Here is a 20,377-nt window from a genome sequence, read left to right on the forward strand (position 1 = left end):
ATATGAAAAAAGCCTCTGCTTCAGAGATTTCTTCTCTTAGACAATGGCTTGGTCTGCGGTTATTATATTGAGCTAATACAATTAAGCCTTTTCCACTTACGAATCTTCGAACGAAAAGTCTTGAACGGTGCAACGGAATTAATATGAATCCATTTGACCATTGGCCATCTTGGATTGTATCCTGTCCATTTCCGCACGCCTTGCGTAAAAAGTTCTTCATCACTTAAAGAATCAATCCAGCTCTGCCACTGATGTTCTGTCTCTTGAAATAAAGATCTTAACTCGTCTAATGAGTAGGTGGCATATGTATGATAAAACGATTGATATAATCCGCCAAGCTGATTCCATTTATAATCTGGTGAAGGTGTAATAACGGTTATCCCTGCTTTTTCATCCTTATCCCATTTCATCACAAGATTCAACCAGCCCAATTGATAGGCAAGGATTTCTGCTGGAGTACGATCGACGCCTTCCATACGAGTGTCTTTTTGAGCATTCTCAATGCCCTCAAATTCAAGATCGAGAGATAGATAGGCAGTATGTATAGCATTTTTCAATACCTCTTTAGATGGGTAGTCGTGTGTGGACATCATAACTCTCTCTGACTCCTCTCTTATCAACATAAATCACCTTGAAAACCAATCATCCACCTTTAGCTCTTATAAAGTAATATTCTCACCCACAACAATACACTTACTGTCACTACCATGCCCGATCTCGTCCGTCTTCACGATAGGAATCCCGCTGATTTCCTTCAAGTACGCTTCTACGATTGAAAATTCATTATAGCTCTCAAGCTCAGTAAACGACCCAAGAATCACTCCAGCACATTTATCAAAAGTTCTAGCTTGCTGAAGCTGAGCAAATAAGGAGACGATTTTGTTAGCTCTGCCACTTAAACTCTCTAAGAATAAAATCTTGTTCGAAGGGTCTGGAAAATAACTTGTTCCTGCCAGCTTCATAAAACATCGAATATTGCCGCCAATTACAATCCCACTCATCTGGTTCCCACGGACCCAATGAAAGTCGAAATCGTAAAGATCGTTATGTCCTTCGAAAAATGTTCGATAGAAAGCAGCTTGCTGCTCCGCCCCATCAGAAGATACGAGATTCATCAACTGATAGTGATAGGATTTCGAATTACTTTGTGTATGTAAAGCGTTCAAAATAACGGACAAGTCACTCATTCCGAAAAAAGGCTTCGGATGCAATCGAATATTATCGTAGTCGAGATATTCCAAGATCTGGTTCGCGGAATCCCCACCTGAAATATCAAAAATCGCAAGAATTTCATCATTATTAAATAGACGATTCAACTCCGTTGCTCTTTCCTTAGGATTGCCACTGAAATAACCATCTCTTCTAAACAAGGTGTTAGACATCGCTACCTCTAGACCAACCGAGTTCAGAATTCTAATTAATTCTTCTACTTTAGGCAGGTTCTCCACTCTCACACCATCAGAACAAGCGATAAGTCCTACTTTATTCCCTGGAGTGAGTTTTAAAGCTTTGCTCATCTTAGTTAATCCTTTCATTTCTAATATAACCGATTCTCATAGCTATCCTTTAATCCCTTTGATACATCCTCTTGAGAAATCCCAAGCTCTTTTGCATGTTCTGCAATGATTACTGAGGGTTTAGGCAGCTCTGCTTTCAATGGCCAATACGTATCATCCCATAGATGTGATCTTTTAAAAGCTTTAGCGCAATGCATATAACACTCTTCCACTTCAACGGCAATGCCCAATTTCGGCAGTTTACCTTGAGCCTCCATATGAACCATTATTTCTTGATCTTTGATAATCCTTGCATGTCCATTTATTCTTAAGGTTTCTTCAAGACCGGGAATAATAAATATCAAACCCACTTTTGAATTTAAAAGGATGTTGCGCAAAGAATCAAACCGTCGATTACCAGGTCGCTCAGGAATCACTAAATGTTTGTCGTCTAACACATATACAAAACCTGCAGCATCCCCACGCGGAGATACATCACAATTGCCAGCTGAATCACTTGTTGCTATAAAGAGTAACGGTGATTTGGATATATAATCTCGGCAATGATGATCGATGAAGGTTATACTCTTGTTGTTTACCAATTCACTGGGATACCCATACATTGACCTTAACTCTTCTTCAGAGTCTATAACTTCTTTGAAAATGTTATGGTTCATCTTTCTCCCTCCTACTTTCGCAGTTTAAAAACCAAAAAATCGCTGCAACGAAAATCCTCTTCAAAAGACGGATACTTCGCAAGCATTTCAGCAGAGGGCTTCGGCTCGATCATTTCTTCAATTTGAAAGCCAGCCCGTACAATCGTATTTACATAACTGGATAACGTCCTATGAAAAATCAGAAACTTTTCCTCTTGATCTATAGGGAAGATCTGATTATAAGTGCCCTCGTAAAAATAATTATCTACTTTCCAATAAAGCTTCTCACCAGTATCCGACTTCACCCATCCGCTACCAGGGGTTACAAAGCAAGGATGTGGAATTGAGAATATAAACGTCCCACCATCAACTAACAACCGATACATTTCATGAATCGCTGTCTCATAATCAGATAAGTCATGAATCACCATGTTAGAAACAATGAGATCATAACTCTCATTCTGGAGAAAGCTGAGATCTTCACAATTGCCATGATGGAAGTTTATCTTTAATTCCTCTGGTGATTTACTCTTGGCTATCGTTATCATGTTCTGCGAGTAATCAACGCCAGTGACTGAGGCACCTGCCTTAGCTAACATTCTGCTTAAATATCCTTCACCACAGCCTGCATCTAGCACCTTCTTATTTTCAACAGAACCCATGAGACTGAATAAAGCTGGATTCAAAAAAATTTCTCGATGGATATCCCCGTTTTCGCCGTACGAAGTTGAGATTAGTTCTGCGTATTTATCCCATCTTATTATGGCTTCTTTACTGCCCAATTTATCATTCATTTAATCACCTCTAAATTTCTGAAATAATCCATTTTACTGTCGATAAATCCATTGTCAAAGTCAGCTGCACCGATAAGCTCACCTTCACTGAAACATAAAGCAAATAACCAAAGCTGTCTAAGCGCAACGAACATAGGAACAGCACTAATATCATTGTCACTGAGATCTCTTAAACTTTTATATCCATTTAAAAATGCTGCCCATAACCGTTCTACTTCATCTTTATCATGGCCACTATGAATCTCTCTTGCCAATCTAAACTCTGCGATATCATAGGCTCTCCATCCGTAACCACAAATATCGAAATCATAATGAGTTAATTTCCCTTCGTCCGTGAAAGTCACATTCGTATTCCCATGCAAATCGCCATGGCAGATGCCCCAGTCGAGCCCCGCTTCCAGCTGTACTTCAATCTGTGCTTTTAATTGTATGGCCAGGTCATACAGGAATTGATAATCCTCTTGTCGATGGTTCATATGCTGTTTGATCGTATGAAGCGGTTTCTCAATTAAATGTTCAAAATCAAGCTTACCTCTTACATGTGCACTCTTAAAGTTGTCCGTAGCTGTGTGAATTTGTGCAACTGACTGACCAAATAAATAGCTGTCTTCTACCGCATGAATAGGCTTTTCATTTCCTACAGCAAAACTAAACATAACGCCATACTTCACACCCTCAGGCACCAAAAATTCATTAAATATGATCCCATCTTTTCGAGGAATAGGAATGGAGACGTTTACACCTTTTTCGTGCAAATCGTTCAACAATTCTAATTCAAAATCAATCTCCGATCTACTCCGTCTATCCGCACGATAAACACGAAAGATGTATTTTTCCAATGCCGTTTCTAAGATGTATGTATCGTTCATGCCTCTAAGAAAATACTGCAGCTGTACTGGTTCTGGAATCTCATAATGCTCTTTAATATGTAATAATAATGCGTCTGTTGCCAACAGTGAGTATGTAATAGGAAAAAAATTCAAGTGTATCCCATCCCTTTAGGTTTTTGATAGTAATATTTACACCATACCATATTTAGGGAGTTGAATCATTTTCTTCTTGAAGCTGTGAAACCAATGTATGGTAATATAAGTATAATAATACAGAATCAATTACATGGAGGTGTTCGAATGCGTAAATCACCATTGATCTTGAGTATGATTTTATTATCCCTAACGTTAATTATGGGCTGTAGTTCAGAAGTGGATGATGCCACTAAAGCCGCTGAGAAGTACAAAAATGTTGAATATACCATTAAGGTTTCTGATGATTTATTTTCTGAGGAATCCATTCTAGCCCGAAATGAAGAAATGAAACCGTACTTTACTGAATACTATACCGAAAAAGCTATAGGAAGCCGAATCACAACTATCCCTTTTCAAATCGCTAATAAACAAAAGCTTTCTTTAAAACCAGATAATCTAAAGTTCACCCTTTCCGAACAAAAGAAAAATATTGTTGAGTTAAAATATACTTGTGATCTTGTTTTGTTGGATAAGGATGACAAAGAAAGTAAACGTGTCCCTTTGGAGGGAATACTGACTATGTTTGATGTGGATGGTCAATGGTTAGTGCAAGGAGATCGTTTTGACTCGGAGGCTTTAATGAAATTGATTTATAACTAAACACCCTTCATATACCATATTATTACTGGAACATATTGTCTAACAATAGTAATATTAATTTCCAGTACATAGTAATATGATAAGGAGCTAATGAGTCATGAAACGAACTGCATGGATCATAGTAACATTACTTTTATTATTGGGGAGCATTCCAATTACTGCGTCAGCAAAAGAAGCAACTGCAAAATCATGGAAGACACTTTACTCTGAGTATATCAAGAAAACGTTAATGGATGCTACTAGAGATAGGTCTTATGACGGTGACTTCAATTATTTCACTTTAGTAGATTTGAACTTTGATGGTACTCCTGAACTTATACAGGGGTATTCTTTACGATTCATTCAGCCCATCAACATTGCTCTAACCGTCCAAAATGGAAAAGTCATTCCATTCAATTATCAAGGAAAACTGAAGGATATTTCAGAGGGTATATTTAATGTAGGTATGGGTGGATTTCTACCGCGCGATGAAAATCGTGGCCTGCATCTCTATAAGAACAAAAAAGATGGAACATTACGTTATATCGCTTTTGTAGATGGCAGTGGTTCGTACAATTCTAATTTGCAGGTTTATGAGATTAGTATCCAAGGAACCAAATTTAATGACAAAGAGATATTCTTGGCCGACATTCCAGATCAAGAAAAAACGGATGATTTGCCAAGCTATTATGTAAATCAAAAAGAAGTGAATAAATCCGCCTATGATAAGGCGTATAAGCAATATTTTTCAAACTTGACGTTAGTACCAAGTAAAGTTATCACTGCAAACTATACAGACCTGTTTAATAATGAAGTTAACAAATTCGTTCCAAATGGAATCGCTAATTTTATAAATCGTTATTCTTCATCCAAATAAAGCTTGTTGATTGATCCTCCTTCATTAGATAAAAAAAGCAGACTGCTCACCATAGCAATCTGCTTTTTTGATTAAATTAGCTTTTTACTCATCCGATAATTAACTAACAGTACTCCTTTTCGTTCTACACTTTGTTTCATCATAAGCTGGTATCCCTGTTGTTCAAAAAAGGGTCTAGCTGTAATACTTGCTTCGGTATCCATTTCATGAAGACCAAGCTCTCTCGCCTTCATTTCAAGCTTGTTCACGAGAGCAGAGGCTACGCCTTGGCCTTGGAAATCTTTGTGGACATAAAGACGATCCAAATGTCCTTCCAACGTCATATCCGAAAAGCCAACTATGTACCCGTTAATTTCGGCTACATAAGTAATATTTTGATGTAAAGAAGTGCTCCAAGCATCAAGTTTGAGGGTCTTTTCCTCTTTAGGTGCCCAAGCATTAAGCTGTTCTTGTGAATAGTCTTGTTTGTTTACGAAATGAACTGTCTCATAGAACAATGAGATAAGCTGACTAATATCCGATTCTTGATAAGCTCTAATTTCCATTACTTGTTCTCCTTGCTGGCATTGCTACAACCCCACTACATCTTTAAGCTCCAGAAGAGAACTAATCATATAGTTAGGCTTGAGGTCTTTAGGAACCTCTATATTCTGGCGATTGTAATAGCAGAAGTCAATGTCAGAATTCACAGCACCATGGTAATCATCTTGTAAAGAATCCCCAACGAACAGCACTTCATGATTGCTTAGCTGTAGTTCTATTAAAGACATTTCAAAAATCCTTTTATCAGGTTTTCGGATGCCTACCTCATCAGAGATCATTATGGATTTGAATATTTCATAGATCTTACCGGCTTGCAGTCTTTTTCTTTGTGCCTCACTGATCCCATTGGTGATAATCCCCAGAGCATACTTATCTTTAAATGAAGTTAAGATCTGTTCCGCTCCTTCTTCAAAATAACAGGAATTGCAAAAATAATCCCAATAAGTATCTGACAGTTTGCTATGAAAAAGTTCCTCCTGTTTAAGAGTGTCTCTAAAAGAATACCTCAATACCTCTCCTATAGTCTTCACCTCACCACCACCCACAAAGTTCATCCAATGGCGAAAATTATGACCGGAAAACTCTCCATAAAATAAAGACCACGCCTCAATATCTTCTACGAAGAGATTATGATCGTTACAGGTTCTTTTCATCGCTTCGATTTCACAAGTACTATAATTTATTAATGTATTATCTAGATCAAATATAATGGCTTTGTACATAATATCCTCCCCGAATAATGTTCTTATCTATCATAACATGAACATTAAAGTTTGGATAAAATTAACAAAAGATTTTGATCACTCTGAGGTACTCATGAACTCTACTAGATCAATTTTCTGACCTGTTTTAGCACTTTCCAGCGCTCCAAATACCATTGCCATACTATACCGATTATCTCTACAATTCGTCTCTGCTGAACGCTCTTCTGCTAGGGACAGGAACATTTCCTCCAAACATCCTTGATGGAAGGTTTTGTCCATATCAACAGCTTCTCCATTTACACGCTCAACATCACGAATAAATTTATCACTCTGATCTCCTGCTACGACTACCTCTGCATATGGCATGTCATGACCATCCCAAATCGCAGTTCCTTTTTCCCCATTCAGACGCCAAGCTGCTTCCCAAGAGGTAGAGGCACCTTCTGCACACCAAGACCCCTGATAAGTAAATACAGATCCGTCCGACATCTCAAAGATACACACTGCCGACGCATTCCCCTTATACCATGATCCGGGAGGATTAAACTCCTGACAGTAAACGGAAATCGGATTGGCTCCACTAATAAATCGGGCCTGATCAAAGGTATGAATCGCCATATCCAGCAGCAGAGGACTTTCCATGACATCACGGAACCCTCCGAAATGAGCGCCGAGGAAAAAGCTAGAACTGATGTATCCTACTCTACCAATGGTGTCAGACTCGATTAAGTTGCGTAAAGAACGAATACGCGGATCATATCGGCGATTTTGCATCACAGAATGGGCATTTCCGGTTCTTTCTGAGATCTCAACAATCTTAGTGCACTCTTCCATAGTCTCGGCCAGTGGTTTCTCACTAAACACATTACATCCGAGTGCTAATGCAGTGCTAGAAATGCTGTAATGGCTTCCCGGAACTGTAACGTCAAACACAAGATTAGCTCCAGTCGCCTGAATCGCTTCTTTAATGTCAGTAAACGTTAGACAGGAAATCTCATGCTTTGCCGCCATCGCTTGTGCTGACTCCAATCGTATATCTACAAGAGCAACAATCTGAGTATCTGAACGTGATAAAGCGTATTCAATCCAGGCGTTAGCCATTCCTCCGCAACCTGCAACCGCTACACGGTACTGTGCTGTCATCATTCTCCCCCTCTACGGTTACAGCGGATTAGGTACAAAGCTACCGCCCCGGCATTGTTTTAAATAATTTAAAGCATGTACTTGTCCCATCATTTCCAGCTCATCCCGATAAACAGGATCATGCCAGCCTTCAATATCAATCGTACCTTTATAACCTGCCTGACGCAAAATAGAAATAACATCAGTCCAGTTCGTATCTCCAAAGCCGGGAGTACGGTGCCATACATAAGGATTGGGGCCATGAATTCCATATTCTTTTACGATATCCCAAGCGATGGTGGCATCCTTACCATGTACATGGAAGATCTTATCTGTCCATTTACGAAGCTGCGGAATCGGATCAATCAATTGGACCATCTGATGACATGGCTCCCATTCGAGTCCTATATTATCAGCAGGCACAGCATTGAACATCTTCTCCCAAGCTAATGGATTGTGAGCAATATTCCAGTCACCTGATCCCCAGTCTCCACCCATGGAACAGTTCTCGAAAGCAATTCGCAAACCGCGATCCGCTGCTCTTTTGGACAACTCTCCAAACACCTCGGTGAACTTCGGAATAGATTCATCAATGGATACCCCTGGTAACCTTCCTGTAAAACCTGATACCATATCCGTTCCGAACAAATGAGCATGATCAATCAGTCGCTCCCAGCTCGCGATTGCATCGGAATTATCACCAGTATTCGTCAAAGGATTGCCGAAGATCCCAACAGATGAGATCACGAAGTCATGTTCTGCTGCAAGCTCTTGCACACGCTTTCCAGTTTCCACGAGATCTGTTTCCCCTGTTGTTTGCCAGAAGGTTAAGCTAAAAGATTCAAATCCATGTCCTACAATTTGTGGAATCACTCTTACAGCGTCGCCGCCGCCTACTAATGTTCCAATTCGCATTGTATCCTTCATCTTGTGACCACTCCAATATTGGTTTATAGTAAGTGCTATAACCCGAGTATATACTGCTTCTGAGCTTAAAACTCTTATTATCTTGTGTTTATATAGTCGTATCTTGTGGGAGTTGAGTGATTTATGAGTTACCCTAATGATCTTAAAGAATATCCTCAATTAGAAGAAAAAACGTATCCATTCCGATTATTTTTTAATGAATGCAAGAACGCAAAGATCGGTCAGAATATCCTGTATTTACACTGGCACGAGCATTTCGAAATCATCATTATGCAAGAAGGCAGCGCCATTTTTCACATAGACAGCAAGCCCTATGAACTGCATGCCGGAGAGGTATTGTTTGTTCCCTCTGGAGGATTGCATGTTGGGTACAGTCTGCGGGATGATCATGTTCGTTTTATCTCCGTCGTATTCCATAGTTCTTTATTTAAGGATTGGAAGCAGGATCCTCAGCATGAGCAGTTTGTAATCCCTTATTTAGAGAATCGTTATCAGCTGCCGGTCAAACCTGCAGAGCTTGTTCCGACCTGCTCCACATATTTTTCTCTTCTGGATACCATCGTTGATGAAGTACTTCAGAAGGGACCTGCTTTTCAACTGGTCATCAAGAATCAACTGCATTTACTCTTTGTGCTGCTCTCTCGCACCTTTCTACCTGAACAAGTATCCGGTAGAACGAATGAGCGGCACTCCTTTAATCGCGAACGTTTTAAGCCACTACTAGAGTATATGGAGAACCATTTCGATGACAAAATGACCGTAGAAAGCGCCGCAAGATCCGTAAATCTAAATCCATATCATTTCTGCAAAACCTTTAAGAGGCTAACAGGTCGAACCTTCATCGATTATGTTAATCTTTGCCGAGTAAATGAAGCAGAGCGATTGCTTCTCGAGACCAATTTTACAGTGACTGAGATTGCAGGAAGAGTCGGCTGCGACAATCCCAATTATTTTACCAAGCTGTACAAGCAGTATAAAGGGATTACCCCTTCAGGGGTTCGAAAATAGGCGATTCTCTCTATTCACGAAAAATAGCACCGTTTGCCTCTCCCAAACGGTGCTGGCTATTGGATTATTCCGTAGCATTAAGCTGTAACCTCCGCACACTTGCAAGCGCGGGAAAAGATTCATCCACCATACCGGTACTCCATAGCTCAACCTGCTGGCCAACCTTCAAATCCTTAAAGCTAATCGATTCTCCAGCTTCATTAAACATTGTTGACTTCTGATTGAATGAGAACCAGTAAGAGGGATCTTCCATGCCAGGTTCAAGGATGAGAATCCGCTTCGCCTGTTTGGTATCGATATCTACGATTTGACCTATTACATGTGGTTCGCCTAGCTCTGAAATGTCGTAGGTCAACATATCCGGAGCGATCCATTTTTCTATCTCAAGTATGGCCGTGTCAGCATAATCAGATGGAATTGTGATCGTTACTTTATTACCAATCGTGTCCACACCGGAACCGTATAGATTAAGCTTCTGATAGAGTTCTTGTTTATGCAAAAGCTCTTGTGCAGCTAATAACTCTTGCATCGAATATTTAACATCATGGAGCTCATAAGTACCTGCCGCGAAAGTCTGAGCAAACCGCTGCTCAATCTGCGAGTTCAAACCCACTATATTGATATGAATCTTATTATCCTGTAGATAGATATCTCCGTTAGGAATCTTCTGAGCGGATAGGAAAGCTTTAATCGCTTCAGGATCACTGGAGTAAAGTACTTTTTCAGCTCTAGGATCTTCTATTCCAGCGCTCGCAGTAGGCAAGATATCTGGAGTTGCAGTAATTGCAGTAGCTGGGGCCGGCTCCTTATTCGATTGTTGATCTTCTGAACAACCAATTATGAAAAGAATAACAACTGAAATCCATATCCAGCCACCAAGCCTCTTACGCATCCTTGTCACTCCCTCACTCTTTATCTTCTCAAACGGAGATTGGAAGTGATAGGTTGCAGATTCAGAATGAATTCTCTAATCTAATGTGTAAGGAGCGAGTCCAATCGGAAGAGCTTCAGGACGGGTGCAGGTACTCTTCATTTCGTAGAATGAATGAGCATCTGAAGAATCATGAAATGCCCACATCGCTTCTAGTACATGATAAGCCAATTCTCCACTGGCACGGTGCTTTCTTCCCGTCCGAATGGCATAAGCCATATCCGCTGGACCAATCCCCCGTGTGTTCTGATCATATCCAGGTAGTAGCGGCTGTTCCGTCCAGTCATTCTCACCCATTAGGCGGTACTTCACTGGACCTCCAAAGTTATTTGGATCTGGAACCTGTATCGTTCCAAGTGTTCCATAGATTTCTATATGCGGCAGATTACTTCCGCCAAAGATATCAAAGCTTGTAATCAACGTTGCAATGGCACCCTTCTCAAATCTTAATGTTCCGGCAACGTGAGTTGGAATTTGAACAGGAATTTTATTACCCGATTTCTTCTCACTTGTAATCGTACGTTCTTCTAGTGCTTTTCCAGTCATCCCGCTAACCGTACGAATTGGACCCAATAACTGCACCAATGCAGTCAAATAGTATGGTCCCATATCGAACATTGGACCTCCTCCAGCAGCATAGTAGAATTCAGGATCTGGATGCCAATGTTCATGTCCACGACCCATCATAAACGAGGTGGCTGCAACGGGCTGACCAATTACACCCTCATCGATCATTTCAATACGGTTTGGATGCCCGATCCAAAGAATGTTTCCGGTGCGCTGCCTACTAGTACGCCCTTTTCTCGAGCCGCTGACAGAACTTGGCGTCCTTCTTCTCTCGTCACAGCAAGTGGCTTCTCAACATACACATGTTTACCCGCTTCGATAGCTTTCAGGCATACATCCGCATGAACAGCTGGAATCGTCAGGTTGATAACGATCTCTATCTCCGGATCATTCAGTAATTGCTCTGTGGTGTAAACGCTTGGAATATTGTATTTATCGGCTTGTTCCTTCGCTCTCTCCAAGTCCAAGTCCGCACATGCAACTAGATCAAGAATCTCGAACTTCTGACAGTTCTCCATATATATGCTACTGATTTTACCGCATCCGATAATTCCTACTTTGACTTTATCCATTCGTTGATCGCTCCCAGAGATTATTGACTGTCTGCCATTCCGCTATAGCTACTACTAACCGCTGAAATTTGGGATTGTGCGCGAACTTTACCCTCGGCAGCCCATAGCAGTCCTCTGCGCATCATTTCCTTTACCTGTGGCATAGCTACAATATCGGCATGATGTCCGAGTGAATTATAATACACTCTGCCATGACCCCACCGTTTGGTCCAGGCTACTGGCATATCCACGGCTTTGTTGAAAGAATGTGGGCCTTCAACAACTGGAAAACGAGTCGTTGCAAGTACTTCTACAGCTGGATCTACATGCAGATAATATTGCTCTGAACAAACGGTGAAGTCTTCTAATCCTTCTACGAGAGGACTTGAGCTTTGGCAAATCTCTACGGTGTAGTTCACACCATCATTGCCGGGATGAGCTACCCATTGCCCCCCGGTCATAAACTGCCAATCCACATTATTTCGGAAAGAATCACACATCCCGCCATGGCAACCCGCAAGACCCGTTCCGTTCTGAACAGCTGCCGAGACATTATTCACAAGATTCTGTTCGATTGTACCCATCGTCCATACCGGAACGATCAAATCTAGTTCAAGAAGCTTCTCCGCATCGGCAAAAGCCTCAAGTGTATTCGATACCTCAACTTCAAATTGTTCCTCTTGCAGTACTTTAGCGAATATATCAGCTACCTGTTCAGGCTCATGACCATCCCAACCGCCCCATACTATCAATGCTTTTCTCATCTTTCGCACTCCTTCTAATAGAGATTGTTCAAACACGCATTTTTGTTGATTACATCTCAGAGATATCGACCCACCGGCGCTGTTCAATAGAGCGTTCTACCGCTTCTAACACAGCTTGGCATTTCACTCCATCATGGAAATTAGGTACAGGCTGACGTCCTTCTTCAATCGCGTTAGAAAGCTCCAACATTTCGTGAATAAACGTATGTTCAAAACCAATCGTATGACCCGGCGGCCACCAAGCCTCCGCATATTCATGAGCAGGGTCCGTTGCCAGCACACGCCGAAAGCCCTGTACATCCTCAGCATCTGAGGTTAAATAAACCTCGAGTTCATTCATTCGCTCGAAATCAAATTTCACACTGCCAAGGCTTCCGTTGATCTCAAAAGAATTGGTAGAGCGATGACCTGCTGCGAATCTTGTAGCTTCAAAACTACCTAAGGCACCGTTATCAAAACGGGCTAAAAACAATGTGGCATCATCTACAGTTACCTTGCCCTTAGGAGCATCCTTATCCCCTTTGGCACTTAATCCGGTCATTTCAGCAGCAAGTGGACGTTCTTTAATGAAGGTCTCACTCATACCGATTACTTCCTTCACATCACCTACTAAGAAATGTGCCAGATCAATGAGATGCGCACCCAAGTCACCATGTGAGCCTGAACCCGCAATCTCCTTCTGCAATCTCCACACTAACGGGAACTCCGGATCAATAATCCAGTCTTGTAGAAACCAAGCCCGAAAATGATAGATCTTCCCAAGCCGCCCGCTCTCTACTAGCTTCTTAGCAAGTCTAACCGCCGGTGAAAAGCGATAATTAAAACCAACCATATGTGTAACCCCTGCATCTTCAGCGGCTTGCAGCATTTCACGGGAATCCGCCAAGGTCAGTGCGAGTGGTTTTTCACAAAAAATATGTTTACCAGCTTTGGCTGCTGCCAGAGCAATCTCCTTATGTGCATTACTAGGGGCATTTATATCAATAAGATCGATATCCTCACGAGCGATTAGATCTTTCCAATCCGTAACACAATCCGACCATCCTAATTGAGTGCCAGCCTCTGCAAGCGCTTCAGCATTCCGTCCACAAATCACAGACATCTCAGGTTTAAGCGCTTTCGGGAAAAACATTGGCAAACTGCGGTAAGCATTACTGTGCGCCTTACCCATAAATTTATAACCGATCATTCCAATGCGAAGCTGTTTCATCTTATTCCTCCTCAGATTTCTTAGATTTAGATGAAGCTCGTATTACTAGTTCAGTCGGTAATTTAATCTGGATGATTTGGGAGGGGGGTGATATTTCTGAGCGACTATTCCCGTGCAATTCTAATACCTTAGATACAGCAATTTCTCCTAGCTCATAAAAGGGAACACGCACACTGCTTAAGGCTGGTGTAGTAAGCTCAGCAGCATCTGAATCATCATAACCCACCATGGCTGGGATGCGATCTCTTGGGATGCCTAGTTCCTGTAGGCCTTGCTGCAATCCAATGGCCATTCGATCATTGGCCGCTACAATGGCATCAATCTCATTCAGCAGAGGCAACATCTTCTTGGCAGCAATAGCACCGCTTTTACGACTGAAGTTACCTTCGAATAGAAGTGATTCATCTAAAGGAAGGTTAGACTCCTCCAAAGCGCGCAAATAACCAGTTAAACGATCTCGGCTGTTCGAATAAGATGCTGGCCCGTTTAGAAAGGCAATCCTCGTAAAGCCCTGATCCAGTAAGTGCCTGACCGCTTGCCAGCTTCCTTCGACATGATCAGCATCCACCTCGTGAAAAGCCTCTCCTTCAAAATGCTGATTAATCAGGCAAAACGGATGACCTTCCTCCTTCAAACGTCGAAGTGAGGCTAGCTCACCTGGATCCTCTTTGGCACCGAGTACAATACAAGCATCAATCTTCCGCATCTTAAACAATTCGTTATAGTCCATAGGCTCTTCGGCATTTCGAAACAGCATTAACAGATCATAACCCTCTTCTCGCGCCTTACTCCCAATTCCACTTAATATTTCTGAAAAATAATAAGTGGAGAACAAGCGTGCATTTGGCAAATAAGGCATTACTACACCAAGGTGCCCACTTCTTCTACGAGCAAAGCTCTGCGCGAGTGAACTAGGGGTATATCCCAGCTTGAGCGCAGCTGCCAACACACGTTCCTTCGTTTCTTCCTTGAGCGGGCCTACGTTGTTTAACACGCGGGAGACTGTGGCTTCTGAGACTCCGGCAAGCTCGGCAACCTCTTTACGGCTGGCGATAAAAACCCCTCCTACGAAAGCGCATTCAATAAATGTACGCGCGTACATTCTCTCATGAACAAAGTCCCTCGTCAACCCTGATTTTGGATATTCATTCATAATAAAACCCCTAAATTAATCAGGGGTTTTGCTCATTCTAAACGGTGTATTCTTAAGGTTCAGGGATGCCCCATCAACCACGCTTGTACATGCTTTAGGAACTTTTTAGTGGCGGGAGAGGCGTATTTCATAGAATGTACAGCGATTCCAAGTGATCTGAAACTACGTTCTTCCAATTCAAGCATCGTTACATTATAATTCTGACGGGTTAATACAAGCTCTGGCAAAATACTAATTCCAAGTCCCTTCTCCACCATGGCCATAATGGCATAATCATCACCTGCTGAGAACTTAATATTCGGTTTGATGCCCGCCTTAGCCAGTACACGCCTTACATCATAATCTGAACCTGCCTTCGGGATGATGAAATCCTCTTTAGCAATTTGGGATAAGGAGAGAAAAGGTTCTGCACTAAGCGGATTTTCTTTGGATACGATTCCTAACATCCGGTCCTTTTTTAAGGGAATCACTTCGAACTTCTCACGCGTAGGCAGAGAAATAAAACCACAGTCAACCACTCCAGCCTCGATCCATTGCTCAACCTCTAAATAACCACCTTCCATCAACCTGATTTCGATATAGGGGTACTCACTGCGAAATTGCTTAATCATTCCTGGCAGCCAATGCACGGATACACTCGTGAATGTACCGATGGTAATGGTCCCAACCTCTAGCCCATGTATATCTGCTACTTCCTGCTTCAATTTTTCATTCCACTTCAGAATTTCACGGATAGGCTGTAGTACTTGCTCCCCGTTTACCGTCAATTTAACGCCAGATCTATTTCTAATTAATAACGTGAAACCAAATTCCATCTCCAAGCTACTAATCGTGTGGCTAATTCCAGATTGCGTAAAGCCCAGTACATCTGCTGCTTTTGTTAAGCTACCTAGCTCTACAACTTTTAGAAAAATCTCATACTTATTGATGCTCAACCTCTATCCCTCACCTTTTAAATTTACATAAGTTTTACTCATGTATCCTATGATAAACATTCAGTTACCTTATGTATAGAGCCGTATTATACTAAATTGAATTGAAAATGAAGAAGGATGGATGACGCGATGAAACCGCTCAAAGCTGAGCTGATGCTGTTAGTTGTAACATTATTTTGGGGTTCTTCCTACATATTTATGAAAATGGGGTTAGGTACGTTAGGCGAATTCAATCTGATTGCACTCCGCTTCGGACTTGCTTTTATATTAGCCACAGTGATCTTCCACAAACGTTTACGAAAAGTTGACATCAAAACATTGAAATATGGTGCTCTACTCGGATTCTTACTCCTCGGCGTGTTCACATGTATAACGTTCGGACTGAAGACTACGACAACCTCCAACGCTGGATTTTTAGTAGCCTTGACGGTCATATTTGTACCGATAATAGATCGTATACTTTTCAAAAAAAGAGTTGCACCTCCGCAAGTCTTTGGCTCCGTACTCGCTATAGCTGGCATTGGACTTCTTACATTAAATGCTACCTTAAAAATTGGACCAGGTGACTTCCTCTGTATTCTTTCGGCGGTGTTCTATGCGGTACAGATCTTATTTACAGGCAAGGCTGTAAAAGAGTGTGATTCGCTGAACATTGGAATCTTACAGTTGGGTTTTGCCGGAGGGTTTGCTCTAGTGTTATCTGCGCTATTCGAGACACCTTCGCTTCCTTCGACCTTACCAGCATGGATTGCGATCCTCGCACTTGGGATTCTCTGTAGTGCCTGTGGCTTCATCCTACAACCCATTGCTCAAAAATATACTTCACCTACACGCACCGGACTGATCTTCTCCCTTGAGCCGGTATTCGCCGCGCTGTTTGGCTATTGGTTCGCCGCTGAAAAGCTATCGATGCAAGGATATGCTGGTGCAGCCCTTGTTCTACTGGGGATTATAGCCTCGGAGCTACTCGGTAAAGTTACATTCAGCCCTAGGTGGGCTCAGAAGAAACCAGAACATCTATAGGATGATTTTCTCATACAAAAAAGGCGTCGTTAGCTATACAAGCTGAACGACGCCTTTTTTTATTATCTAAGATTATCGTATAAATTAATGTCCCATCATCATTGCTGCATCTGCTTTCTGACTCTCTTCGGAGGAGGAATCATTCGAGGAAAGCTTTGGTTTGCGCAGGATAATACTCATAAGTACACCGACTACAGCTATACAACCAGATAGAAAAAATACATCATCAAAACCTAGAACTGCTGCTGATAAAGGATTACTTCCTGCTTTCAATGCTCCCATATGCACAGTAATTTGACTTGTCAGATAACCCGTCAAGCCTGCTACGGCAAAGGCCACAACCACCTGCTGTGCCGCTGCTGTAAGCGATGTGACCCGGCTCACCAATTCACGCGGCGCTGCATTTAGAACATGTGTATTGAGTGGCATCATCGCTATACCCATCCCAAATCCTAATAAAGCAAGATACATCATAATGGTGTTTAGACTTGTAGTCATCGAAATCCCAGACAGTAGGAATAGGGTAACTGTAATGATGCTCAGACCCACAAAAGCCAGCGGTCGTGCCCCTATCTTATCAAACAATTTACCACCAAGCGGCATACCGATTACACAAGCTAAAGCTTGCGGAAGCAGAATCAGCCCTGTCTCTAGTGGTGTATAAGCCCGAATCTGCTGTAAGTATAGCGGCACGAACAGCATGGAACCAAACAATGCGGCTTGCATGACCCATGTTAAAATAATGCCGCGGGTGAAATCTGAGGAGCGAAAGACGCGCAGATCCAGCAAAGGCTGTTTATGCCGCAGCTCAACGATTATAAATAGAATCAGTGCAACGCCCCCAACAGATAATCCAAGGATTGCTGGAGTCGATGACCAACTATTCGACCCGCCTTCATTTACTCCATAAGCTAGCATGGAAAACGCAATCGGTGCCAGTATAATGCCAAGTATGTCGAGGTTGCCTTTACCGATCTTCTCTGTCTTGGGCAAATACTTAACACCAAGAATAATACCAACAATCCCAATCGGCACGTTAATCAGGAAGATCCAATGCCAGCTAACATATTCAACAAGCCATCCGGACAATATCGGGCCAAGTGCAGGTGCAAGCAGCATGGGAATCCCAAGCATGCCCATAATCGATCCTCTTCGTTCTGCTGGAGCTAACTTAAACACCATAGCCATCCCAATAGGAGCTACCATCCCCCCACCAAGTCCTTGGATCACACGAAAAATAACAAGCTGCGAAGAAGTTTGAGCCACAGAACATAACATGGAGCCGAGAATGAACAACGTGAGCGTCACCAGAAACACTTGTTTAGAACCGAAGCGATCTGTCATCCAGCCTGCGAGCGGTATTACAGCAGCTAAAGCTAACGTGTAACCTGTAATCGCCCACTGAATCGTTTTTAAATCTGAAGAAAAATAGTCCACCAGTTTGGGTATAGCCACATTCACGACGGTTCCATCCAGAATAACCATAATCATTCCGACGATAATAGCAAGAAGCGGGGGAAGGATCGCTCTTAGCGAGAAGGGCCGTTCTTCTGTCGGGCTACTCTGAGTAATTGATTTTGTCATCCAGTACTCCACTCTTTTCTCTAATTTAGTTAAATGCTTTAACAATTATTTCAAATTTTAATTTACCTTCGATGAATGTGAAAGTCAACAAATAAAACCCTTTTTTACAATAAAAATACATTGTAATCTCAGTATGTTTATTGAAACACAAAATAGGCTATGCATGGCTCCAAGAAGAAATCTCTTCTTAAGGGACGCACACATAGCCTGTTGTTCTAAACCTAAATCTTTATTATTCTCAAGATTAAATAGAAGGAAGGTTTCCTTTTAATTCAACAATCTTACCAGACTTATTGAGAACAAACTCAAGGGACGCATCCGTTACAGCAAAGCCAAGTACACATTGTATTGACATTTGATCTTCTTTTTGAATACTTTCAGTAGACTTTATCCCATGGTAAGTACCAGCTCGTGCAGTAAAATCAGCCCAATATTTCTGTAAACCCGTAGTGGAAAGCGAACGCTTCATTTCATCACTAAAGAACCGATTCTCTAACTCTTGAAATTGTCCAGTGCTCAGCAGTCCCGCTATCACACTTGCTGTAACCTCGGGCGCATAAACTTCCACTAGATTAGCTTCAGCATTATAAGAGGTTACCAGTCCAGCACTAGTGAAAAAAGAGAGCGGAACATATAAGTGTTCCTTCCTAAACACAACATTATCCTTAAAGTCTCTTTTCTCTTTATCATTAATGGTAATATAGTCGTTTCCTACTTTATATTCAATCTTTTGTTTGACTCCGCTTAATGTAATGGTGTCCGTACTTTTTTGATAAGTGGTTTGATATTTCAAGACGCTTGATGCCTCTCTAAGGGGTAGCATGACCGTAGAACCGTTTGGATACGCTGAATATTGATCTGATTTCAGAACCTGACCATTCAAAACCACCTTGACTTCACTAGCATCTGCCCAAGCCGTAGAAGAGGTAGTTCCTCCAAATCCATTTACCAATAACAGTACACTTAACACTACAACAACCGCGATTTTGTTCATCCGTTCGAAACCTCCCTTTTTTTGACTATTAGTATTATGTGCGTTTCCAGCATCTGCTAATCCTAATGGTAGTAAAGCTCAACAAAAAAAGTGAATCGCTTCTTACATGGACATTCAAGTTCTAGGTTATTCCACCTTGAAGTCAAAATATTGTTTAGGATAAGGTTCCTTGATCAGCGTAAAATGCCACCATTCTTTGCTGTAAGGTTTAAATCCCTGTTTTACCATCGCCTCTTTGAGTATCGCCCGATTTGCTTTCTGAGTCTTGTTGATTAAGGGCGTATCGTAATAGGAGATGTCTCCGAAAAAATCAAAAGGGCTGCCCATATCTACTTCAGCTCCCGTTTCTTTATTTACAATCGTTAAATCGACGGTGCTACCTCTGGAATGGCCTGATTTTTTAGCTATAAAACCAAGTTTAAATAGATTACGTTTATCCAGTCGCGGATAATATTGCTGTTTCATTTTAGTATCTACGGCATTCTGTGACCATCTTACAAAATGATTCACCGCCGTCTGCGGACGATAAGCATCATAAATTTTAAGAATATACCCTTTGTCCGCTAAATCCTCACTTACAGCCTTTAAAGCTGTAGCCGCTGTCCGCGAGAATATCGCTAAAGGCGCCTTGTAGCCATCAATCCGCTTCCCCACAAAATTATTATCTCCATAATATCGAATCTCATATTGTGCCGTTAGAATCACTTCATCCAGATAGACAAAACCTTGCGGTAAATGGTTCTTCTTCTCCATATGCATTTGCTGCAGCACTGAGTCTGTTGAAGAGCCGACATAAGCAGCTTCTGCGCTACCCATAAACATACTGTTTGTCCACAACAACAGCACAACTGCAAAAACTGCGATTCTTATTCCTTTTGATCCTAATCTCAATTAATCCAGCCTCTTCTCAGATGTTGTCTTTACATACTCTAAT

The 20,377-nt window shown here is 41.7% G+C and carries 21 protein-coding genes and 1 pseudogene; 4 read left to right on the forward strand and 18 right to left on the reverse strand.

Going from position 1 to position 20,377, the window contains the following annotated elements; genetic code table 11:
* Nucleotides 1–62: 62 nt before the first annotated feature.
* From ACQKMP_RS01250 to ACQKMP_RS01270, 5 genes are all read right to left on the reverse strand, one after another.
* On the reverse strand, nt 63–590 hold the full coding sequence (locus tag ACQKMP_RS01250; RefSeq protein WP_427469197.1) for a ClbS/DfsB family four-helix bundle protein: 528 nt from the start codon (nt 588–590) through the stop codon (nt 63–65).
* Nucleotides 591–659: 69 nt separating this feature from the next.
* On the reverse strand, nt 660–1,517 hold the full coding sequence (locus ACQKMP_RS01255) for a S66 peptidase family protein (protein WP_339247809.1): 858 nt from the start codon (nt 1,515–1,517) through the stop codon (nt 660–662).
* Nucleotides 1,518–1,537: 20 nt separating this feature from the next.
* Complete coding sequence (locus ACQKMP_RS01260; protein ID WP_042187839.1) at nt 1,538–2,173, reverse strand: pyridoxamine 5'-phosphate oxidase family protein; 636 nt, start codon at nt 2,171–2,173, stop codon at nt 1,538–1,540.
* Between the two features lie 11 nt (nt 2,174–2,184).
* Nucleotides 2,185–2,946 (reverse strand): class I SAM-dependent methyltransferase, encoded by a 762-nt coding sequence (locus ACQKMP_RS01265; protein ID WP_427468686.1) that lies wholly within the window; start codon nt 2,944–2,946, stop codon nt 2,185–2,187.
* Nucleotides 2,943–3,929 (reverse strand): phosphotransferase enzyme family protein, encoded by a 987-nt coding sequence (locus tag ACQKMP_RS01270; protein WP_427468687.1) that lies wholly within the window; start codon nt 3,927–3,929, stop codon nt 2,943–2,945. Before ACQKMP_RS01270 ends, ACQKMP_RS01265 begins: the two co-directional genes overlap by 4 nt.
* A 147-nt stretch (nt 3,930–4,076) precedes the next feature.
* Here ACQKMP_RS01270 and ACQKMP_RS01275 point away from each other — a divergent pair, with 147 nt between their 5' ends.
* A complete protein-coding gene (locus tag ACQKMP_RS01275) occupies nt 4,077–4,571 on the forward strand; it encodes a hypothetical protein (protein WP_341125325.1) in 495 nt (164 codons plus the stop codon).
* Nucleotides 4,572–4,668: 97 nt separating this feature from the next.
* Complete coding sequence (locus ACQKMP_RS01280; RefSeq protein ID WP_341125326.1) at nt 4,669–5,427, forward strand: hypothetical protein; 759 nt, start codon at nt 4,669–4,671, stop codon at nt 5,425–5,427.
* Between the two features lie 71 nt (nt 5,428–5,498).
* Here the strand turns inward: ACQKMP_RS01280 and ACQKMP_RS01285 are convergent, their stop codons facing one another.
* The 4 genes from ACQKMP_RS01285 to ACQKMP_RS01300 form a co-directional block, all read right to left on the reverse strand.
* A complete protein-coding gene (locus ACQKMP_RS01285; protein ID WP_341125327.1) occupies nt 5,499–5,972 on the reverse strand; it encodes a GNAT family N-acetyltransferase in 474 nt (157 codons plus the stop codon).
* Nucleotides 5,973–5,996: 24 nt separating this feature from the next.
* Nucleotides 5,997–6,692 (reverse strand): HAD-IA family hydrolase, encoded by a 696-nt coding sequence (locus ACQKMP_RS01290; RefSeq protein ID WP_341125328.1) that lies wholly within the window; start codon nt 6,690–6,692, stop codon nt 5,997–5,999.
* Nucleotides 6,693–6,770: 78 nt separating this feature from the next.
* Nucleotides 6,771–7,817, reverse strand: coding sequence for a Gfo/Idh/MocA family oxidoreductase (locus ACQKMP_RS01295; RefSeq protein WP_341126763.1), 1,047 nt, complete (start codon nt 7,815–7,817; stop codon nt 6,771–6,773).
* Between the two features lie 18 nt (nt 7,818–7,835).
* On the reverse strand, nt 7,836–8,723 hold the full coding sequence (locus ACQKMP_RS01300) for a sugar phosphate isomerase/epimerase family protein (RefSeq protein ID WP_042127341.1): 888 nt from the start codon (nt 8,721–8,723) through the stop codon (nt 7,836–7,838).
* Between the two features lie 123 nt (nt 8,724–8,846).
* On the opposite strand from ACQKMP_RS01300, the gene ACQKMP_RS01305 reads away from it, so the two are divergent.
* The gene (locus ACQKMP_RS01305; protein WP_341125330.1) at nt 8,847–9,731 is read left to right on the forward strand and encodes an AraC family transcriptional regulator; all 885 of its coding nucleotides are present in this window, start codon (nt 8,847–8,849) and stop codon (nt 9,729–9,731) included.
* Nucleotides 9,732–9,795: 64 nt separating this feature from the next.
* On the opposite strand, the gene ACQKMP_RS01310 is transcribed toward ACQKMP_RS01305, so the two are convergent.
* The 6 genes and pseudogenes from ACQKMP_RS01310 to ACQKMP_RS01335 all read right to left on the reverse strand — a co-directional run bounded on the left by ACQKMP_RS01310 (nt 9,796) and on the right by ACQKMP_RS01335 (nt 15,842).
* Nucleotides 9,796–10,623 (reverse strand): hypothetical protein, encoded by an 828-nt coding sequence (locus tag ACQKMP_RS01310; protein WP_341125331.1) that lies wholly within the window; start codon nt 10,621–10,623, stop codon nt 9,796–9,798.
* 75 nt (nt 10,624–10,698) lie between these two features.
* Nucleotides 10,699–11,801, reverse strand: a pseudogene (locus ACQKMP_RS01315) (Gfo/Idh/MocA family protein).
* A gap of 20 nt (nt 11,802–11,821) precedes the next feature.
* Complete coding sequence (locus ACQKMP_RS01320) at nt 11,822–12,544, reverse strand: ThuA domain-containing protein (protein ID WP_427468688.1); 723 nt, start codon at nt 12,542–12,544, stop codon at nt 11,822–11,824.
* A gap of 49 nt (nt 12,545–12,593) precedes the next feature.
* Entirely contained in the window at nt 12,594–13,754 is a 1,161-nt protein-coding gene (locus ACQKMP_RS01325) for a Gfo/Idh/MocA family protein (protein ID WP_427468689.1), read from the reverse strand.
* A gap of 1 nt (nt 13,755) precedes the next feature.
* Entirely contained in the window at nt 13,756–14,856 is a 1,101-nt protein-coding gene (locus ACQKMP_RS01330) for a LacI family DNA-binding transcriptional regulator (protein ID WP_427469198.1), read from the reverse strand.
* Nucleotides 14,857–14,966: 110 nt separating this feature from the next.
* Nucleotides 14,967–15,842, reverse strand: a complete 876-nt coding sequence (locus ACQKMP_RS01335; protein WP_427468690.1) for a LysR family transcriptional regulator — start codon at nt 15,840–15,842, stop codon at nt 14,967–14,969.
* 129 nt (nt 15,843–15,971) lie between these two features.
* Between ACQKMP_RS01335 and ACQKMP_RS01340 the strand changes: the two genes are divergently transcribed.
* Nucleotides 15,972–16,865 carry a DMT family transporter gene (locus tag ACQKMP_RS01340; RefSeq protein ID WP_427468691.1) on the forward strand — a complete coding sequence of 298 codons (894 nt, stop codon included), beginning with the start codon at nt 15,972–15,974 and terminating at the stop codon, nt 16,863–16,865.
* Nucleotides 16,866–16,949: 84 nt separating this feature from the next.
* Here ACQKMP_RS01340 and ACQKMP_RS01345 read toward each other — a convergent pair whose 3' ends face one another.
* The 3 genes from ACQKMP_RS01345 to ACQKMP_RS01355 form a co-directional block, all read right to left on the reverse strand.
* A complete protein-coding gene (locus ACQKMP_RS01345) occupies nt 16,950–18,449 on the reverse strand; it encodes a DHA2 family efflux MFS transporter permease subunit (RefSeq protein ID WP_042187809.1) in 1,500 nt (499 codons plus the stop codon).
* A 244-nt stretch (nt 18,450–18,693) separates the two neighbouring features.
* Entirely contained in the window at nt 18,694–19,443 is a 750-nt protein-coding gene (locus ACQKMP_RS01350; RefSeq protein ID WP_042187807.1) for a stalk domain-containing protein, read from the reverse strand.
* Nucleotides 19,444–19,569: 126 nt separating this feature from the next.
* Complete coding sequence (locus ACQKMP_RS01355; RefSeq protein ID WP_427468692.1) at nt 19,570–20,334, reverse strand: M15 family metallopeptidase; 765 nt, start codon at nt 20,332–20,334, stop codon at nt 19,570–19,572.
* Between the last annotated feature and the right edge of the window lie 43 nt (nt 20,335–20,377).

Origin of the sequence: Paenibacillus sp. NPDC101420, assembly GCF_050277435.1 — a bacterium.
Lineage (GTDB): Bacteria > Bacillota > Bacilli > Paenibacillales > Paenibacillaceae > Paenibacillus_AQ.

Bases quoted from the DNA above. Each gene is read 5' to 3' on its own strand.
- ACQKMP_RS01250 (WP_427469197.1), bottom strand. From the start codon at position 590: ATGTCCACACACGACTACCCATCTAAAGAGGTATTGAAAAATGCTATA.
- ACQKMP_RS01255 (WP_339247809.1), bottom strand. From the start codon at position 1,517: ATGAGCAAAGCTTTAAAACTCACTCCAGGGAATAAAGTAGGACTTATC.
- ACQKMP_RS01260 (WP_042187839.1), bottom strand. From the start codon at position 2,173: ATGAACCATAACATTTTCAAAGAAGTTATAGACTCTGAAGAAGAGTTA.
- ACQKMP_RS01265 (WP_427468686.1), bottom strand. From the start codon at position 2,946: ATGAATGATAAATTGGGCAGTAAAGAAGCCATAATAAGATGGGATAAA.
- ACQKMP_RS01275 (WP_341125325.1), top strand. From the start codon at position 4,077: ATGCGTAAATCACCATTGATCTTGAGTATGATTTTATTATCCCTAACG.
- ACQKMP_RS01280 (WP_341125326.1), top strand. From the start codon at position 4,669: ATGAAACGAACTGCATGGATCATAGTAACATTACTTTTATTATTGGGG.
- ACQKMP_RS01285 (WP_341125327.1), bottom strand. From the start codon at position 5,972: ATGGAAATTAGAGCTTATCAAGAATCGGATATTAGTCAGCTTATCTCA.
- ACQKMP_RS01290 (WP_341125328.1), bottom strand. From the start codon at position 6,692: ATGTACAAAGCCATTATATTTGATCTAGATAATACATTAATAAATTAT.
- ACQKMP_RS01295 (WP_341126763.1), bottom strand. From the start codon at position 7,817: ATGACAGCACAGTACCGTGTAGCGGTTGCAGGTTGCGGAGGAATGGCT.
- ACQKMP_RS01300 (WP_042127341.1), bottom strand. From the start codon at position 8,723: ATGAAGGATACAATGCGAATTGGAACATTAGTAGGCGGCGGCGACGCT.
- ACQKMP_RS01305 (WP_341125330.1), top strand. From the start codon at position 8,847: ATGAGTTACCCTAATGATCTTAAAGAATATCCTCAATTAGAAGAAAAA.
- ACQKMP_RS01310 (WP_341125331.1), bottom strand. From the start codon at position 10,623: ATGCGTAAGAGGCTTGGTGGCTGGATATGGATTTCAGTTGTTATTCTT.
- ACQKMP_RS01320 (WP_427468688.1), bottom strand. From the start codon at position 12,544: ATGAGAAAAGCATTGATAGTATGGGGCGGTTGGGATGGTCATGAGCCT.
- ACQKMP_RS01325 (WP_427468689.1), bottom strand. From the start codon at position 13,754: ATGAAACAGCTTCGCATTGGAATGATCGGTTATAAATTTATGGGTAAG.
- ACQKMP_RS01330 (WP_427469198.1), bottom strand. From the start codon at position 14,856: ATGTACGCGCGTACATTTATTGAATGCGCTTTCGTAGGAGGGGTTTTT.
- ACQKMP_RS01340 (WP_427468691.1), top strand. From the start codon at position 15,972: ATGAAACCGCTCAAAGCTGAGCTGATGCTGTTAGTTGTAACATTATTT.
- ACQKMP_RS01345 (WP_042187809.1), bottom strand. From the start codon at position 18,449: ATGACAAAATCAATTACTCAGAGTAGCCCGACAGAAGAACGGCCCTTC.
- ACQKMP_RS01350 (WP_042187807.1), bottom strand. From the start codon at position 19,443: ATGAACAAAATCGCGGTTGTTGTAGTGTTAAGTGTACTGTTATTGGTA.